Raw genomic sequence first — 14905 nt, 5'->3', positions numbered from 1 at the left:
GCTTTCGCGTCGGCCCTCGCCATCCATCCACATGAGACGAAAGTTGCTGTCAGAGCAACCTGTGCCTGATCGTGGGTGTTCCTTTGTGTCGGTGGCTGGGGGTAGTGTTCTGGCTCCGACGCGTATCCATCGACAAGAAAGCGTTGGTCCGATGACCTTGCGCATCCTCGTGGTGGGCGCCGGCATCGCCGGCTTGGCTGCGGCTCGGGGCCTCCGTGTCGCCGGTTTCCGACCGGACGTCGTCGAGGCTCTGCCCGCCTCCGTCATTCCCGGAGCCGGGATCCATCTTCCCGGCAACGCCTCCCGGGCGCTGCGACTGCTCGGCCTGGACGTGCCGCTGCGCCCACTGGGCGATCTGATCTTCCGCCAGGTCTTCCTGGACACCCGTGGCCGCCAGCTCTTCGAGATGGACGCGGCGGCGCTGTGGTCCGGTGTCGGCGAGTCCCGCGTGCTGTCCCGGGCCGACCTGCAGCAGGTCCTGCTCACCGGAGTCGGCGGCGAGGTGCGCTTCGAGACCGAGGTGCGCGACGTGCAGATCATCGACGGCGCCGCCAAGGTCGAGTTCTCCACCGGCGGCATCGCGGAGTATGACCTGGTCGTCGCCGCCGACGGCCGCCGCTCCACGATCCGGGACAAGGTCGGCCTCGGTGGCCCGGCCACCCCGACCGGCCAGATCGTCTACCGCTCGGTGGTCAGTGGCGGCCCGCCGCTCACCGACTGGACGGCGCTGCTCGGCCGCCGGTCGTCGTTCACGGCCATGCCGATGGGTGGCCGCCGGATCTACTGCTACGCCGACGAGACCGCGCCGGACAGTCCCAGCCCCGACGATCCGGTCGAGCGGATGCGCGAGCTGTTCGGCGCCTTCGGCGGCCCGGTGCCGGCCATTCTGGACAAGATCGAGAAGGTGCAGGTGGCGCGGACCGACGAGGTCGTGCTGCCGACCTGGTCGAACGGCCCGGTCGTGCTGGTCGGCGACGCCGCGCACGCCACCGCGCCGACCCTGGCGCAGGGTGCCGCGATGTCCTTCGAGGACGGTTATGTGCTCGGCCAGGAGCTGAAGCACGCCACCGACGGCATCCCGGCCGCTCTCCGGGCGTATGAGGATCGTCGTCGTCCGAGGTGTTCCGAGGTGCGTGAGCGGACCCGTGAGCGAGACCGCACCCGTGACGTCCCGCCCGCCCTGCGTGACCCCATGCTGCGCCGCCGCGGCGCCCAGATCTTCACCGATCATTATCGGGCTCTGGTGTCCGCCGTCTAACCGGACGGTGCGCTGAGGTGGCACTTGGTCACCCCGCGACGGTCGAAAGTCCGTGGGGGACTATTCTGCCACCCAGGTACGCCCGATCTTCGGGTAATGACGAAGGCCGGTCCTCGGGGTGACTCGGGGGACGAACTTCGGGGAAACCCCGAGAGGGACGAACGAGACAACGGAGGCAATTCGTGACGACCGTTGCGCCGTCGCCGATCGCAACCCGGCCCTACCCAGTGCGGCGGCAGGTCAAGGGTTCGGCGTTTGCTCGGATTCTGCGCACGACGGACGCGAAGCAGATCGGGATCATGTACATGATCACGGCCTTCGTGTTCTACGTGCTGGGTGGCCTGATGGCGCTGCTGATGCGCGCCGAACTGGCCCGGCCCGGCATGCAGTTGCTGTCGCCTGAGCAGTACAACCAGCTGTTCACCATGCACGGCACGATCATGCTGCTGTTCTTCGCGACACCCATCGTGTTCGCGTTCGGCAACTACGTCGTGCCGATCCAGATCGGCGCGCCCGACGTGGCGTTCCCGCGGCTGAACGCTTTCGCCTACTGGCTCTACCTGTTCGGTGGCCTGATCACCATCGGCGGGTTCCTGACCCCCGGTGGCGCCGCCGACTTCGGCTGGTTCGCGTACACCCCGCTCAGCAACAGCCTGCACTCGCCGGGTGTCGGCGGGAACATGTGGGTCGTCGGCCTGGCCATCTCCGGTCTGGGCACGATCCTCGGCTCGGTCAACCTGATCACCACGATCCTGACCCTGCGGGCCCCGGGCATGACCATGTTCCGGATGCCGATCATGTGCTGGAACATGCTGGTCACCGCACTGCTCGCGGTGATGGTGTTCCCGTTCCTGGCGGCCGCGCTCTTCGCGCTCGCCGCCGACCGCGTCCTCGGTGCGCACGTCTTCGACGTGGAGACCGGCGGGCCGATGCTCTGGCAGCACCTCTTCTGGTTCTTCGGCCACCCTGAGGTCTACATCATCGCGCTGCCGTTCTTCGGCATCATCACCGAGGTCATCCCGGTCTTCAGCCGCAAACCGGTCTTCGGTTACAAGGGCCTGGTCGCCGCGACGCTGCTGATCGGCGCGCTGTCGATGTCGGTGTGGGCCCACCACATGTTCGCCACCGGTCAGGTGCTGCTGCCGTTCTTCAGCTTCCTGAGCTTCCTGATCGCGGTTCCGACCGGCATGAAGTTCTTCGTGTGGATCGGCACCATGTGGCGCGGCCAGATCAGTTTCGAGTCGCCGATGCTCTTCGCGGTCGGCTTCCTGGTGACGTTCCTGTTCGGTGGTCTCTCCGGCGTGCTGCTCGCGGCCCCGCCGATCGACTTCCACGTCTCCGACTCGTACTTCGTGATCGCGCACTTCCACTACGTGCTCTTCGGCACGATCGTGTTCGCGGTGTTCTCCGGCATCTACTTCTGGTTCCCGAAGATGTTCGGCCGGATGCTCGACGAGAAGCTCGCGAAGGTGCACTTCTGGCTCACGATGATCGGCTTCCACGGCACCTTCCTGGTTCAGCACTGGCTGGGCACCAAGGGCATGCCGCGGCGGTACGCCGACTACCTGCCGGCGGACGGGTTCGCCTTCCTGAACACGTTCTCCACCATCGGCTCGTTCGTTCTCGGCCTGTCGACCCTGCCGTTCCTCTACAACGTGTGGAAGTCGTACAAGGTCGGCCGGGTCGTCGACGTCGACGACCCGTGGGGCCACGGCAACTCCCTCGAGTGGGCCACCAGCAGCCCGCCGCCGTTGCGTAACTTCGACCGCATGCCGCGGATCCGCTCCGAGCGGCCCGCCTTCGACCTGAAGTTCCCGGAGCTGGCCGCCGGGCACTCGCTCGCCGGACCGCCGGAGGGTGGCGCCCGGCCGCTCACCGCCGAGTCCGACGGTGGTGCCAGCTACCAGGAAGACGTCAGCGACAACAAGCACTGATCAGTTCCTCTGCACCGCACGGCCCGCGCTCATCACGAGCGCGGGCCGTTTGCGTTCCTGCTCACAGCGGCCGTTTTCCCGTTGGATTTTCGTCGTACCCGCACGGCACTATGAGCAGCGGAGGTCAGGATCCGAAATGCTGCTCACGCCTTACCGTGAAACACTCGCGCTGCCGAAGATCAGGTCACTGCTCATCGTGGCGACGCTCGCCCGTGTGCCGATCGCGGCGGCCACCGTGGTGCTCACCCTGCACGTCGTCGATGGGCTGGGCCTGACGTACGGCGCGGCCGGCCTGGTGGGAGCGGCCGCCACCCTCGGCGGCTCGTTCGGCGCGCCGGTGATGGGCCGGCTCGTCGACCGGTGGGGCCTGCGGCCGGTGCTGGTCCTGACCACGGTCGCCGAGGTGATCTACTGGCTGGTGGCGCAAGCCCTGCCGTACTGGGTGCTCCTCCCCACCGCCGCCGTCGGCGGATTCCTGGCCCTGCCCGCCTTCTCGGTGGCCCGGCAGGCGATCGCCGCGCTCACCCCTGAGTCGCACCGGCTGCCGGCGTTCGCGCTCGACTCGGTGACCACCGAGATGTCGTTCATGGCCGGGCCCGCCCTCGGCGTCCTGATCGTCACCACCGGCGGCTCGCGCAGCGCCATGCTCACCCTCGCCGCCGGAATCCTCCTGGCCGGCATCGGCCTGTGGCTGCTCGACCCACCGGTCCGGGGCGCCGACGAGGCGCCCGTGACGAGCGGTGAGCGGGTGCCGCGCAGCAGTTGGCTCAAGCCCCGGTTCGTCGCGATCCTGGCCGTCACGATGGCCGCCACCCTGGTCCTGTCCGGCACCGACGTGGCCGTGGTCGCCGCGCTGCGCGCCTCCGGCGAGGTGGAGTGGGCCGGGCTGGTGCTGGCGCTGTGGGCGTTCTGCTCCCTGGTCGGCGGATTCCTCTACGGCACCATCCGCCGCGGCCTCCCGATCCTCGTCATCTTCACCCCGATGGCGCTGCTGACCATCCCGATCGGCCTCGGCGGTGACCACTGGTGGCTGCTGGCGCTGCTGCTGGCCCCGGCGGGCGCCCTCTGCGCTCCCACGATCACCGCCAGTTCCGACGCGATCAGCCGGATGATCCCCGCCGCCGCCCGTGGCGAGGCGATGGGCATGCACAACTCCGCGCTCACCGTCGGCGTGGCCTGTGGCGCCCCGCTGGCGGGCCTGGCAATCGATCATTGGGGTCCGGCGTGGGGTTTCGTCGCCGTGGGCTCCGTGGGCGTTCTGGTGGCTCTGCTGGTCCTTCCCGCCGAGATCCGCCGCCGCCGTGAGATTTCATCCGAACCACTGACCACCCCGACCGCCCCCACCGACCCGTCCGGCAGTAGCGCTGACTTCGCCGGCCCGCCCGTGACAGGTCCGTCTGAGGGCTGGGCTGATTCGGTCACGGTTTCCGTCGGCTCTTCCGCTGTCCCGGCCCAGCGTGCCGCGATCCCGCACGCTCAACCAGTGGGCCACGATGCAAGCCCGCGCGCGGAAGCGGTGGCCATGTCGCGTGTCGACCCCACACACTGATCGATCTGTCCGGCGTGGTGGGGTCGCGCCGAGACGACCCACAACGCCGCCCGAGCGGATCCACCACAACGCCGCCCGAGTGGGTCCACCATGACGCCGCCAGGCCGGGCACCACAGCGCCGCCAGGGTTGTTCGGCTATCCGGCTGTGAGAGTGGATCCGGTCAGGGACCAGGTGAGGATCGAGGGCCAGGGGCCGTAACCGGCGGCCATGTCCAGGTGGGCGGCGCCGGATAGGACCGTGGTGGGGATGCCCAGCGGTTCGCCGTAGAGGGTGGCGGCGCCGCCGGGGCAGTACGGGTCGTTGTCGGCGGCTACCAGGTGGGTCTCCGCGGCGGCTGCGGCGAACTGCTCGGCGGTGACCGTCGGCGGGGCGAACCCGTCGATCTCCGGGTGGCTCGCGGTGACCGAGGGGGAGGGCGGGGCTACCAGCAGCACCCGGTCGACCCGGGCCGGAACCGCGCCCCGGGCTGCCGCGTGCAACCAGAGCAGGCAGCTCAGGCTGTGGGCGATCACGGTTCGCTCCCCGGTGGGCAGGGCCGTCACGTGAGCGCGCAGTTCGGCGAGCCAGACGTCCAGGACGGGTTCGTCCGGGTCGGGCAACTGCGGGTGGACGACCTCGTGGCCGGCCGCGCGCAGTTCGGTGGCCAGCCAGTGCTGCCAGTGTCCGGTCGGTCGCCGGTTCTGCCAGCCGTGCAGCAGGAGGAAGCTCATGGTCAACAAGTCGATCATGTCCCCGTGCCCGGTTGCCATCGCCCGTCCTGCCTTCTTCACCGGGCCGGAAGGCTCCGCGTCACGAGTCGCGGGTGAACTCCTGGTACATCACGTGCAGGCCGACTCGGCCGTGGGACGGGTGGTGGAAGGAACGGGGGACGGTGCCGACGATCTGGAAGCCCTCGCGCTGGTAGAGGGCTACTGCTGCGGTGTTCGTCTCCACCACCGCGTTGAACTGCATACTGGCGAAACCCTTGTCGCGAGCCCAGGTCAGGGCGTACCGGCACAGGGCGGTGCCGACTCCGCGGCCGCGGGTGCCGGACGCCACCATGAAGCTGGCGGTGGAGACGTGGGCTCCGGCACCGGGGCGGTTCGCGGACATCTTGGCGGTGCCCGCGATCTCGCCGTCCAGGAGCGCGACGACGGTCTGGCCGGGCGGGCGTTCGAGCCACATGTCGCGGGCCGATTCCGAGGTCATGGCCGGGTCGTACGGCATGGTCTCGCCGGTTGTCACGACCTCGCTGAGGATGGGCCAGATCGCCGGCCAGTCGGTGTCGACGGCGAGCCGGATCCGGAGCGAGGGCGAGGGTGAAGGCGCGTGTGGGCGTGTTCCGAGGCCGGGCTCAGGCATCGACGACTGGCTCGCCGGTCACCTCGACGGAGGCTGCACGGAGTTGGTCCAGGGCGGCGTCGGTGGTGGCGCGGGCCACTCCGGCGGTCAGTTCAAGCAGCACGGTGGTGGTGAATCCGGCGGTCACGGCGTCGAGTGCGGTTGCTCGTACACAGTGATCTGTGGCGATGCCCACCACCTCGACCTCGGTGACCCCCTTGGCCCGCAGCCATCCGGCGAGGTTTTCGCCGTCCTGGCCGTGGCCTTCGAAACCGGAGTAGGCCGCCGCGTATTCGCCCTTGTGGAAGACCGCTTCGATCCGGTCGGTGACCAGTTCGGGGTGGAAGTCGGAGCCGGTCGACTCGGCGACGCAGTGCACCGGCCAGGAATCGACGAAGTCGGGGGTGTCGCTGAAGTGGGTGCCGGGGTCGATGTGCCAGTCCTTGGTGGCGACCACGTGGTCCCACCGGTCGCCGGCCTTGTCGAGCACCAGCGAGATGCCTTTGGCGACGGCAGCGCCGCCGGCCACCGCCAGGGAACCGCCTTCGCAGAAATCGTTCTGCACATCCACGATGATGAGCGCGCGTGACATCGGAACCCCCTATGCGGTGGGAACTATGACGACCGGGATGGCCGGGTCGCCCGCGGAGAGCTTCAGGCCTTCCCACGGGATCGAGATCAGGTTCTGCCGCAGGTGGTCGCGGGACTCCTGCAGGCTGGGTGACTCCTGCACCTCGCCGTCGGCGATCCAGGTGCGCTGGAGCATCCGGTCGTTGGGCTTGTGGTCGGGCACGCCCTGCGAGTAGACGATCTCCTCGGTGGCGGTGCCGGTGGGCTTGTGCCGACGGATCGCGGTCTTGCGGCCGCCGACGGTCGCCTTGTTCTCGGAGCGTTTGACGACCGGGCGCCCGTCGACCTCGACCAGCTTGTAGACCAGGCTGGCGGTGGGTGCTCCGGAGCCGGTGACCACGGCGGTGCCGGCGCCGTAGATGTCGACGGGCTCGGCGGCGAGGGTGGCGATCGAGTACTCGTCCATGTCGCCGGAGACGATGATCTTGGTTTCGGTGGCGCCGAGTGAGTCCAGCAGCTCCCGGGAGTGCCCGGCAAGCACGGACAGGTCACCGGAGTCGATCCGGACGGCTCGCAGGTCGGGCCCGGCGACCGCGATGGCGTTGCGGATGCCTTGACTGATGTCGTACGTGTCGACCAGCAGCGTGGTGCTCTTGCCGAGTGCCGCGACCTGGGACGTGAACGCGGCCGGCTCGTCGTCGTGCAGCAGCGTGAACGCGTGTGCCGAGGTGCCGGTGGTGGGGATCCCGTACGCCCGGCCGGCGGCCAGGTTCGAGGTCGACGCGAACCCGGCCAGGTAGGCGGCCCGGGCCGCGGCCACCGCCGCGTGCTCGTGGGTGCGCCGCGAACCCATCTCGATGATCGGGCGCCCGCGGGCCGCGGTGACCATCCGGGCCGCCGCGGCGGCGATCGCGCAGTCGTGGTTGAGCACCGACAGGATCACCGTCTCCAGCACCACGCACTCGGCGAACCCGCCGGAGACGGTCAGGATCGGTGACCCGGGGAAGAACAACTCGCCCTCGGAGTAGCCCTCGACGTCGCCGGTGAACCGGTAGCCGGCCAGCCATGTCGCGGTCGTCTCGTCGACGATCCCGGCCGACCGCAGGAAGTCGATGTCGCCCTCGTCGAAGCGGAAGTTCCGGATCAGCTCGATCAGCCGGCCGGTTCCGGCGACCACGCCGTAGCGCCGGCCGGTGGGCAATCGGCGGGCGAACACCTCGAAGACGCAGGCACGGTCCGCCGTGCCGTCCCGCAGCGCGGCGCTGATCATGGTCAGCTCGTACTGGTCGGTCATCAGAGCGGGCGTGATGGTGTCCACAAGAACACCCTACGACGCGACCGCCGACCAGCGGTTCGCAGCACCGGTTCACCGGTTCCGCGAATCCGGTGGCAACATGGGGGCATGGCGTTGCCTCAGGTTGCTCCCGTCGAGACGCCGGAGATCCAGGAAACACCGGCCGAGGATCGGCCGTGGGTGACCATCGTCTGGGACGACCCGGTCAACCTCATGTCGTACGTGACCTGGGTCTTCCAGAAGCTCTTCGGCTACAGCAAAGAAAAGGCCGAGAGGCTGATGATGGACGTGCACACGAAAGGGAAGGCGGTGGTCTCCATCGGTGCTCGCGAGCGCATGGAGATGGACGCCAATCAACTGCACGGATACGGTCTCTGGGCCACGGTCGACCGGGGTTGACCGTCGACCGGTCGACGGCCGGTCCCGACAATCGGGTGGGGAAAGAAGATGTTCCGACGCAGCGGTGGCCAGTGTGTCGCCACATTCGCGCACGATGAGGTGCGGGTTCTGCGGAAGGTGGCCGCCGAGGTGGTCGGGCTGCTGACCGACGGGATGGATCACACCGATCCGGTGGTGTCCCGCCTCTTCCCGGACATCTATCCCGATCGGCCCGACGACTCGCAGGAGTTCCGGCTCTACACCGAGGGCGATCTCAAGACCGGCAAGATCGACCAGGCCGGTGCGATCCTGGCGGCCCTTCCCGACGAGGGGGAGGGTGAGGTCCGGCTGGACGGCGAGGCCGCCGAGGCGTGGCTGCGGGCCATCAACGACGCCCGCCTGGCCATGGGCACCCGCCTGGAGATCGGGGCCGACACCGATCTGAGCGAGGAACTGGACAACGCGGTCGTCGACGATCCGGGGTCGAGCCGGGTGTTCCAGCTCTCGGTGTACGCGTATCTCGGCTACCTCCAGGAGTCGCTGCTCAGCGTGCTCCCCGAGATCGAGTAGCTGTGGGAACCGCCACGTGGTCGAGGGCGATTCTCGCGGTAATGTGAACGGCGTGCTGACCATCGACCGAGCGATCATCGACGCGATCGTCGCTCACGCCCGCCGGGACCACCCCGACGAGGCCTGTGGTGTCGTCGCCGGACCGATCGGCCAGGACGTGCCGGCTCGGCTCATCCCGATGGACAACGCCGCGCGTTCGATGACCTTCTACGAGTTCGACTCGATGGAGCACCTCCGGGTCTGGCGCGAGATGGACGACCGCGACGAGGAGCCGGTGGTCATCTACCACTCGCACACCGCGACCGAGGCCTATCCGTCCCGGACCGACGTCTCGTTCGCCGGTGAGCCCGGTGCGCACTATCTCCTCGTCTCGACCCGTGAGCCGGATTCCGAGGAGATTCGCTCGTTCCGTATCGTGGACGGTGTGGTGACCGAAGAAGAGGTCAACATCGTGGATGCGACGGTGAAGGCGTGATTTCCGCAGCTGTGCAGTCGTACATGTTCGGGCAGAGCCCGGCGTCGGTCTTCTATGAGTGTCGCTGCCGGTAAAGCGACCCGACCGACTTTTCCCGTACGACCTCTTTTGGAGTGAGACAGCCATGGCTATCGAAGTTCGCGTCCCCACCATCCTGCGCAACTACACCGGCGGCGCCAAGATCGTCGAGGGCGCCGGTGACACGCTCACCGCGCTGATCGACGACCTGGACGCCAAGCACAGTGGGCTGAAGGGCCGGCTGATCACGCCCGAGGGCGGCCTGCACCGGTTCGTGAACATCTACGTCAACGACGAGGACGTCCGCTTCCTCGGTGCCCTCGAGGCGAAGGTGAAGGACGGCGACTCGGTCACCATCCTCCCGGCCGTCGCGGGTGGCGCACTCGGTTTCGCTGCGGCAGCCGCTCTCGTCGGCGGCTGGTCCCGTCCGACCACCCCGGCCCCCGCCCCTAAAACGGTCTAAAGGCGGTTCTACTGATGGCTCGTTACGAGAGCCTGTTGGACGCGTGCGGGGGCACGCCGCTTGTCGGCCTGCCCCGGCTATCCCCGGCGGTGCCCGAAGGGGCGCCGCCGGTGCGGCTCTGGGCCAAGCTGGAGGACCGCAACCCGACCGGCAGCATCAAGGATCGGGCCGCGCTGTTCATGGTGCGCGCCGCAGAGGAGTCCGGGCACCTGCGCCCAGGTGACACCATTCTTGAGCCGACCAGCGGCAACACCGGCATCGCCCTGGCCATGGTGGCCAAGCTCCGGGGTTACCGGCTGGTCTGCGTGATGCCGGAGAACGTGTCGGCCGAGCGCACCCAGCTGCTCCGGATGTACGGCGCGGAGATCATCCCCTCGCCGGCCGCCGGTGGCTCGAACCAGGCGGTGGCGACCGCCAAGCAGATCGCCGCTGAGCACCCGGACTGGAAGATGCTGTTCCAGTACGGCAACCCCGCCAACGCCCGCGCGCACTACGAGACCACCGGCCCCGAGCTGCTGCACGACCTGCCCACGATCACGCACTTCGTGGCCGGGCTGGGCACCACCGGCACGCTGATGGGCACCGGGCGGTTCCTGCGGGAGAAGGTCGACGGCATCCAGATCATCGCCGCCGAGCCCCGGTACGGCGAGCTGGTCTACGGGCTGCGCAACATCGACGAGGGTTACGTTCCCGAGTTGTACGACGCCTCGGTGCTGACCCGGCGTTTCTCGGTCGGTACCCGGGACGCGGTTCTGCGTACCCGGCAATTGATCGAGGTCGAAGGAATTTTCGCGGGTTTCTCCACCGGGGCGGTGCTGCACGCCGCCCTCGCGGTGGCGCACGAGGCGGTCAAGTCCGGAACTCGGGCCGACGTCGCTTTCGTGGTGCCGGACGCCGGCTGGAAATACCTGTCGACCGGCGCTTACGGCGGCACTCTGAACGAGGCGGAAGAGGCCCTCGAAGGCCAGCTCTGGGCCTAGTGGGAGAACGCCACCCAGAGGTTCGCGGCCATCGGCGGGGCCGCGGCCAGTAGCAGCAGCCAGGGCAGGGCCCGTCGGTGGAGCGCGAGGAACGCGGCCACCACCGGGCCCACGCTCGCCATCGTCAGCCCGGCCAGGGCCGGCAGGTACCAGCCGGGGGCTCCGCCGAAGACCGCCACCACCGAGTAGAGACCGGCCGCCATCCCGCAGATGCCGAGGGCCGTGCCGTAGGCGGCGATGATCAAAATCTGGGCGTCACCGGGCGCCGGATCGTCCGGTGCCGGGAAGCGGAAGATCGCGGGTTTGTCCTCCACTGCGGGTTCCAGGAACACCGGCGCCGATGGCCGGGATTGCTCGACGACGGTCACATCGGCTCCAACCGTTGATCTTCGGACTATTCACCCTGAGCAACGCGGGTGGATCACCGGACGTGACGGTGCAAAGGTGATGAGCCAGGTCATCGGGGCTGTGATGTGCGTTGTCGATTTGACGACAAATCGATCAGTTGTTTACTTCAAGCGCTGGTCGCGGCGTACGCTTCGCTCCGTGATTGACTGGTCTGACAAGTCCGGCGCGGACCGGTCGGGTGGGGCGTGGGCGGCCCCGAAGGCAACCCAAAGCGTGATCCAGTGTGAGCCAGAGGGATCCGGATGCGACTAACCGTTCTCGGTTGTGCCGGCAGTTTCCCGGGCCCCGAGTCGGCGTGTTCGGCATACCTCATCGAGGCCGACGGATTCCGGCTCCTGATCGACTTCGGTTCCGGTGCGCTCTCCGCGCTGCAGCGGTACTCGGACATGCGTCGCGTCGACGCCATCCTCCTGTCGCATCTGCACTGCGACCACATGCTGGACGCGTGCACCTATGTCGTGGTGCGCCGGTACGACCCGGCCGGCCCGCTGCCGCCGGTGCCGGTCTACGCCCCGATGGGTGCGGCCGAGCGGATCGCCGCCGCCTACAGCACCGAGGGCGAGCCGGTCGACGACGTCTACACCTTCTACGGCCTGCAGCCGGGCACGTTCCCGATCGGCCCGCTGACGATCACTGTCGACCGGGTCAACCATCCGGTGGAGACGTACGGGGTCCGCATCGAACACAACGGCCGGGTGCTGGCCTACTCCTCGGACACCGCACCCTGTGAGGCGCTGCTGCGCCTGGCTGCCGGTGCCGACCTGTTCCTGTGTGAGGCCAGTTACCAGGACGGTCTGCCGAACCCGCCGGACCTGCACCTGACCGGCGGCGAAGCCGGTGAGGCGGCGACAAAAGCCGATGTGGGCAAACTCCTGCTGACCCATCTCGTCCCGGCGTGGGCGAGCGAGGCCTCTATTGTGGAAGCCGCCACCGCCGCCTATGCGGGGCCGGTCGAAGTCGTCCGTCCCGGTGCCAGATACGATCTCTGAGACCGGTACGGGGGCAGAATCGGCTCGCACCGCCGCGCCACGTGTCGTGACCTTGGAGTTGTTGCATGCGCATCGTTCGCCTGGCCAACTTCGTCACGGTTCACACCGGTGGCCTGCGGACGGCACTGCGTCAACTCGGCCGGGGTTATGAGGCCGCCGGCCACGAGGCCGTCCTCGTCATTCCCGGCCGTCGATACTCGGACAAGATGACCAAGCAGGGCCGGGTCATCACCCTGCCCAGCGCCCCACTGCCGCGCACCGGCGGCTACCGCGTGCTGGCCGGCCGCCGCGAGCTGATCAAACTGCTCGACGGGCTGGAGCCGGACCGGATCGAGGTCTCCGACCGCACCACCCTGCGCTGGACCGGCGACTGGGCCCGGCGCCGCGGGGTGCGCTCGATGATGGTCTCCCACGAGACCCTGGCCGGTCTGCTCGGCGTCTGGGGCATGCCGAAACGGGACGCGCTCGCCGACGCCTTCAACCGGCGTACCGCCGAGGCGTTCGACACGATCGTCTGCACCACCTCGTTCGCGGCCGAGGAGTTCCGCCGGATCGGGGCGCCCAACCTGGTCGAGGTGCCGCTCGGTGTCGACCTCAAACTCTTCCACCCCGGCAAGATGGACGTCGCGGTCCGTGCCCGCTATGCGCGTCCCGACGAGCTGCTGCTGGTCTACTGCTCCCGGCTGTCCGCCGCGAAACGGCCCGAGCTGGCCGTCGACACGGTCGCCGCGCTGCGCAACGGCAAGGTCCCGGCGGTGCTGGTGATGGCGGGCGACGGGACCAGGCGCACCGCCCTGGCGTACCGGGGCGCTCGTCTTCCGGTCCGGTTCGCCGGGCACATCTCCGAGCGCCCGGCCGTGGCAGCGCTGCTGGCCAGTGCCGACGTGGTGCTGTCGCCGGGCCCGGTGGAGACGTTCGGCCTGACCACGCTCGAAGCGATGGCCTGCGGCACACCCGTCGTGGTGAACGAGCAGAGCGCCCTGCCCGAGGTGGTCGGTGACGGCGGCGTCGCGGTGCAGGGGACGGCCGACGCGTTCGCCGCCGCGGTCAGCAAGCTGATGGAACGGCCCCGGGTGGAGCGCCGCGAGGCGGCCCGGACCCAGGCCGAGAAGTACGGGTGGCCCAAGTCGGTCGGGGGCTTCCTGCGCGCTCACGAGGCGGCACCGGCGCCCGCCACGTCACCGGCGTCGGCGCTGATCCGGCCCGCGGTGCCGTCCCCGACGTACCTGAACGGGGTCCCGGCGCCCCGCCGGATGAACAATCCGGGACGCGAAGCTGGGGTGGACGAAGCGGGTGCGGCCCGTTACGCATAGGGTTGGGGTCATGGCACGTCCCGACGGCCGCACGGCCGACCAGCTGCGCCCGGTGACTCTGACCCGGCACTGGAGCATTCATCCCGAGGGTTCGGTCCTGGTGGAGTTCGGCAACACCAGGGTGCTGTGCACCGCGAGCGTCACCGAGGGGGTTCCCCGCTGGCGCAAGGGCTCCGGCCTCGGCTGGGTCACCGCGGAGTATTCGATGCTGCCCCGCGCCACCAACACCCGCAGCGACCGGGAGAGCGTCAAGGGCAAGGTCGGGGGGCGGACCCAGGAGATCTCCCGCCTGATCGGCCGCAGCCTGCGCGCCTGTATCGACCTCAAGGCGCTCGGGGAGAACTCGATCGTCCTGGACTGCGACGTGCTGCAGGCCGACGGCGGCACCCGCACCGCTTCGATCACCGGGGCGTACGTGGCGTTGCACGACGCGGTCACCTGGCTGGCCGGGCGCAAGGCGCTGGCCGGCAAGGTCGACAAGGTGCTGCACACCTCGATCCAGGCGATCAGCGTCGGCATGTTCGACGGTGCGGCCCGCCTCGACCTGGACTACGAGGAGGACGTCGCCGCCGCCGTCGACATGAACGTGGTCTGCACCGCCGAGGGCGATTTCGTCGAGGTGCAGGGCACCGGCGAGAACGGCGTCTTCCGCCGCGCCGAACTCGACGCCATGCTCGACCTGGGTGTGCTCGGTTGCGCCGAACTGGCCGCGCTGCAGCAGAAGGCCCTGGCCGCGTGAGCGCCCGTCTTCTCCTGGCTACCGGCAACAAGAAGAAACTGGTCGAGCTGCAGCGGATCCTGGACGCCGCGCTCGGTGTGGCACAGATCGAACTGATCGGTCTCGGCGATTTCCCGGACTATCCGGACGTCCCCGAGACCGGGCTGACCTTCGGTGAGAACGCGCTGATCAAGGCCCGGGAAGGTGCCAACCGCACCGGGCTGGCCACGGTGGCCGACGACTCCGGCATCGCGGTGAACGCGCTGAACGGCATGCCCGGCGTCTTCAGCGCCCGCTGGTCCGGCAAGCACGGCGACGACCGGGCCAACCTCGACCTGGTGCTGGCGCAGATCTCCGACGTGACCGACGAGCAGCGCGGCGGGGCGTTCGTGTGTGCCGCCGCTCTGGTGCTGCCGAACGGGCGCGAGCACCTGGTGGAGGGCCGTCAGACCGGCCGGTTGCTGCGCAGCCGGCGCGGCGAGGGCGGTTTCGGTTACGACCCGATCTTCGTCGGGGACGGCCAGGACCGGACGAACGCCGAACTCAGCCCCGCCGAGAAGGACGCCATCAGTCACCGGGGCAAGGCGTTCCGCGAGCTGGCCAAGGTCATCGCCAAGGAACTGCCCCGCTAGAGACGTCGCGCGGCCAGTGCTTGCGAATCGAACC

The 14905-nt window shown here is 69.0% G+C and carries 16 protein-coding genes and 1 pseudogene; 12 read left to right on the top strand and 5 right to left on the bottom strand.

Annotation, left to right across the window (positions count from 1 at the left end; all coding sequences use genetic code 11):
- Positions 1-151 precede the first annotated feature (151 nt).
- From BLU81_RS28470 to BLU81_RS28460, 3 genes are all read left to right on the top strand, one after another.
- Positions 152-1258, top strand: coding sequence for an FAD-dependent monooxygenase (locus BLU81_RS28470; RefSeq protein WP_092547941.1), 1107 nt, complete (start codon positions 152-154; stop codon positions 1256-1258).
- 182 nt (positions 1259-1440) lie between these two features.
- A complete protein-coding gene (gene ctaD, locus BLU81_RS28465) occupies positions 1441-3192 on the top strand; it encodes an aa3-type cytochrome oxidase subunit I (RefSeq protein WP_092547938.1) in 1752 nt (583 codons plus the stop codon).
- 136 nt (positions 3193-3328) lie between these two features.
- The gene (locus BLU81_RS28460; RefSeq protein ID WP_231953556.1) at positions 3329-4741 is read left to right on the top strand and encodes an MFS transporter; all 1413 of its coding nucleotides are present in this window, start codon (positions 3329-3331) and stop codon (positions 4739-4741) included.
- 136 nt (positions 4742-4877) lie between these two features.
- Here the strand turns inward: BLU81_RS28460 and BLU81_RS28455 are convergent, their stop codons facing one another.
- The 4 genes from BLU81_RS28455 to BLU81_RS28440 all read right to left on the bottom strand — a co-directional run bounded on the left by BLU81_RS28455 (position 4878) and on the right by BLU81_RS28440 (position 7951).
- Positions 4878-5471: an RBBP9/YdeN family alpha/beta hydrolase gene (locus BLU81_RS28455; protein ID WP_092557770.1), complete on the bottom strand. Its 594-nt coding sequence runs from the start codon at positions 5469-5471 to the stop codon at positions 4878-4880.
- 61 nt (positions 5472-5532) lie between these two features.
- The gene (locus tag BLU81_RS28450) at positions 5533-6084 is read right to left on the bottom strand and encodes a GNAT family N-acetyltransferase (protein ID WP_092547935.1); all 552 of its coding nucleotides are present in this window, start codon (positions 6082-6084) and stop codon (positions 5533-5535) included.
- Positions 6077-6655 carry an isochorismatase family protein gene (locus tag BLU81_RS28445; RefSeq protein WP_092547932.1) on the bottom strand — a complete coding sequence of 193 codons (579 nt, stop codon included), beginning with the start codon at positions 6653-6655 and terminating at the stop codon, positions 6077-6079. The genes BLU81_RS28450 and BLU81_RS28445 overlap by 8 nt, the downstream gene beginning before the upstream one ends.
- Positions 6656-6664: 9 nt before the next feature.
- Complete coding sequence (locus tag BLU81_RS28440) at positions 6665-7951, bottom strand: nicotinate phosphoribosyltransferase (protein ID WP_092547930.1); 1287 nt, start codon at positions 7949-7951, stop codon at positions 6665-6667.
- Between the two features lie 84 nt (positions 7952-8035).
- On the opposite strand from BLU81_RS28440, the gene clpS reads away from it, so the two are divergent.
- The 5 genes and pseudogenes from clpS to BLU81_RS28415 all read left to right on the top strand — a co-directional run bounded on the left by clpS (position 8036) and on the right by BLU81_RS28415 (position 10811).
- Entirely contained in the window at positions 8036-8326 is a 291-nt protein-coding gene (clpS, locus tag BLU81_RS28435; RefSeq protein WP_092547927.1) for an ATP-dependent Clp protease adapter ClpS, read from the top strand.
- 48 nt (positions 8327-8374) lie between these two features.
- Entirely contained in the window at positions 8375-8875 is a 501-nt protein-coding gene (locus BLU81_RS28430) for a DUF2017 domain-containing protein (RefSeq protein ID WP_092547924.1), read from the top strand.
- Positions 8876-8927: 52 nt separating this feature from the next.
- Positions 8928-9424, top strand: a pseudogene (locus BLU81_RS28425) (Mov34/MPN/PAD-1 family protein).
- 50 nt (positions 9425-9474) lie between these two features.
- Positions 9475-9831, top strand: coding sequence for a MoaD/ThiS family protein (locus BLU81_RS28420; RefSeq protein WP_092547921.1), 357 nt, complete (start codon positions 9475-9477; stop codon positions 9829-9831).
- A gap of 14 nt (positions 9832-9845) precedes the next feature.
- Positions 9846-10811 (top strand): PLP-dependent cysteine synthase family protein, encoded by a 966-nt coding sequence (locus BLU81_RS28415; protein WP_092547917.1) that lies wholly within the window; start codon positions 9846-9848, stop codon positions 10809-10811.
- Here the strand turns inward: BLU81_RS28415 and BLU81_RS28410 are convergent.
- Complete coding sequence (locus BLU81_RS28410) at positions 10808-11179, bottom strand: hypothetical protein (RefSeq protein WP_092547914.1); 372 nt, start codon at positions 11177-11179, stop codon at positions 10808-10810. The two genes, BLU81_RS28415 and BLU81_RS28410, sit on opposite strands and share 4 nt — an antisense overlap.
- A gap of 282 nt (positions 11180-11461) precedes the next feature.
- Between BLU81_RS28410 and BLU81_RS28405 the strand changes: the two genes are divergently transcribed.
- From BLU81_RS28405 to rdgB, 4 genes are all read left to right on the top strand, one after another.
- Positions 11462-12208, top strand: a complete 747-nt coding sequence (locus BLU81_RS28405; RefSeq protein WP_092547911.1) for an MBL fold metallo-hydrolase — start codon at positions 11462-11464, stop codon at positions 12206-12208.
- A gap of 65 nt (positions 12209-12273) precedes the next feature.
- The gene (locus tag BLU81_RS28400; protein ID WP_092547908.1) at positions 12274-13521 is read left to right on the top strand and encodes a glycosyltransferase; all 1248 of its coding nucleotides are present in this window, start codon (positions 12274-12276) and stop codon (positions 13519-13521) included.
- Positions 13522-13531: 10 nt separating this feature from the next.
- Entirely contained in the window at positions 13532-14260 is a 729-nt protein-coding gene (gene rph / locus BLU81_RS28395) for a ribonuclease PH (protein ID WP_092547905.1), read from the top strand.
- The gene (rdgB, locus tag BLU81_RS28390; RefSeq protein WP_092547902.1) at positions 14257-14871 is read left to right on the top strand and encodes an RdgB/HAM1 family non-canonical purine NTP pyrophosphatase; all 615 of its coding nucleotides are present in this window, start codon (positions 14257-14259) and stop codon (positions 14869-14871) included. Before rph ends, rdgB begins: the two co-directional genes overlap by 4 nt.
- Positions 14872-14905 lie beyond the last annotated feature (34 nt).

The organism is Actinoplanes derwentensis (assembly GCF_900104725.1).
GTDB classification, from domain to species: Bacteria; Actinomycetota; Actinomycetes; order Mycobacteriales; family Micromonosporaceae; genus Actinoplanes; species Actinoplanes derwentensis.
This window is presented reverse-complemented; position numbering and strand designations above follow the sequence as displayed.

Coding starts and splice junctions, on each gene's coding strand:
- BLU81_RS28420 (WP_092547921.1), top strand. CDS start 9,475: ATGGCTATCGAAGTTCGCGTCCCCACCATCCTGCGCAACTACACCGGC.
- rph (WP_092547905.1), top strand. CDS start 13,532: ATGGCACGTCCCGACGGCCGCACGGCCGACCAGCTGCGCCCGGTGACT.
- BLU81_RS28470 (WP_092547941.1), top strand. CDS start 152: ATGACCTTGCGCATCCTCGTGGTGGGCGCCGGCATCGCCGGCTTGGCT.
- BLU81_RS28405 (WP_092547911.1), top strand. CDS start 11,462: ATGCGACTAACCGTTCTCGGTTGTGCCGGCAGTTTCCCGGGCCCCGAG.
- BLU81_RS28450 (WP_092547935.1), bottom strand. CDS start 6,084: ATGCCTGAGCCCGGCCTCGGAACACGCCCACACGCGCCTTCACCCTCG.
- BLU81_RS28455 (WP_092557770.1), bottom strand. CDS start 5,471: ATGATCGACTTGTTGACCATGAGCTTCCTCCTGCTGCACGGCTGGCAG.
- clpS (WP_092547927.1), top strand. CDS start 8,036: ATGGCGTTGCCTCAGGTTGCTCCCGTCGAGACGCCGGAGATCCAGGAA.
- BLU81_RS28400 (WP_092547908.1), top strand. CDS start 12,274: ATGCGCATCGTTCGCCTGGCCAACTTCGTCACGGTTCACACCGGTGGC.
- BLU81_RS28415 (WP_092547917.1), top strand. CDS start 9,846: ATGGCTCGTTACGAGAGCCTGTTGGACGCGTGCGGGGGCACGCCGCTT.
- BLU81_RS28445 (WP_092547932.1), bottom strand. CDS start 6,655: ATGTCACGCGCGCTCATCATCGTGGATGTGCAGAACGATTTCTGCGAA.
- BLU81_RS28460 (WP_231953556.1), top strand. CDS start 3,329: ATGCTGCTCACGCCTTACCGTGAAACACTCGCGCTGCCGAAGATCAGG.
- BLU81_RS28430 (WP_092547924.1), top strand. CDS start 8,375: ATGTTCCGACGCAGCGGTGGCCAGTGTGTCGCCACATTCGCGCACGAT.